We start from the raw sequence: 1,633 nt of genomic DNA on the forward strand, positions 1-1,633 counted from the left end.
CTCTTCTGCGAGAGTTGCTCCAGATAGCAATAGACAGATAATAGGAAGTAATCTTGTCATGCTTTCAATCCTAGAATCGACGACCTAATGAAAAGAATAAGGTCTCACGCTCCCCAAATCCGGCCTCCATCAATATCTCCCAGTCTTTGTTAAAGGCATATTGGAAACCAAGCACACTGTTCCAGTTCTCATCGGCACTTTGACTGACGTTGAAGCCCGCATCAGGGCTCAAGTTTTCAACTAAGCCAAGTAGTTGCGGTGGTAGGTTTAAGCTTTTGAGGTCACCAGACAATTCTTGTTGAACATTTTGATACATGGCGCCAACAAATACGCGCAGTTCGCGTCCGCCATCGTATTGCCAGCGATATCCGACTCGAGGGGCAGCCACGAAGGTTTTAATATTGCCATCAATGGCGGCTATGCTGGTGTAGGTGTAGTTCATATCGAGTAGTGCAAACCAATTTCCCACACCGCCAGCTAATGTGGTGCCTGCTCCATAGGTTCCTCCGTCCATCTCTAACTCAAATGCGGCGCTATCCGGTAGCTCGTCACCCGCTGCATCGAGCAGCGAGCACAGAACTTTGTTTCCGATACCTTGCACGGAGGAAGTATCGCAACTTAAAGCGTTAATTTTTGCTGTGCTCGTGCCTTGGGTATAGCCAATAATTCCGTAGATATTCATAAATGGGAAAATCCACACGTCTCCCCTTAGAGTAATATTGGAACCTTTAAAATCGGCGTGGTTAGCATCAATATCAAGCGCCTCTAGTACCGGATGTCCTGTTAAATCAATACTGTTGACCGTGATTGGATTGCTCATATCCATGTATGAAAGGGAGAGACCATAATGTTTTGGCAGTGAATAGCCACGCTTTTCTGCTTCATCTCCCCAAATAGGGAAAAATGAGTCTTGAGCAAAACTTAACTGGGTAAATAAAGTGGTTAAAAATACCAGTCCTATTTTTAATTTCACAATGGTCTCTCTTTAATATTCTAAATACCCATTTTCTAAAAATGTGTATGTGTTATTTCAAAATTTATTTTGATAATTCATTACATGAATAGCATGGCTATTAATATCGAGTTTCTAAACTCTGCGCACATTTTGAGGTTTACAAAACAGGTCAGAAAACAATTTGCCGATCAGAAGAATAATTAAAATATTCGTCAGCATTACAATTGGTGTTTCAATTCTATATATTGGAGTCAGGTTTAACGCGCCGGAGGTCAGTACAACCAATAGATTAATCCCTAGAACTCGATGAATCAGCATTTTGGGTGTTGAAAATACCTCCCAAATTACTATCGTGTTGATGAAGTAAAATAACGCTAACTGCCATAGCTCAGTCATGAGTGGCATCAAAAACACGTACTCCAGTAGAATTACGGTTCCTGTGCCTATAACACCAAAGAAAGCATCTTTAAGTACGCTCGGTGGCATTGTCGGTAAGATGCAAGAAAAAGCCGCTGCGATCATAGGAAAAATAGAGCCACCAGGTATTGGGAGATAAATCCAAACGAGCAATGATGTTACGAACATCGACACGCCGTGAAAAACTTTACGTTTATCCTCTTTGATATGTTGGGAAAATGTTCGTTTCCCTTGGCGAAGTGATGGGTTAACGCTTTCTAT

At 41.9% G+C, this 1,633-nt stretch carries 1 protein-coding gene and 1 pseudogene; both read right to left on the reverse strand.

The window, feature by feature from the left end; genetic code table 11:
• Window positions 1-70: 70 nt before the first annotated feature.
• Window positions 71-973: a hypothetical protein gene (locus R7P67_RS23740; RefSeq protein ID WP_276412860.1), complete on the reverse strand. Its 903-nt coding sequence runs from the start codon at window positions 971-973 to the stop codon at window positions 71-73.
• A 114-nt stretch (window positions 974-1,087) separates the two neighbouring features.
• Window positions 1,088-1,633: pseudogene (locus tag R7P67_RS23745) on the reverse strand (FUSC family protein); the annotation flags it as partial.

The sequence above is a fragment of the Vibrio sp. Vb0937 genome (genome assembly GCF_033338855.1).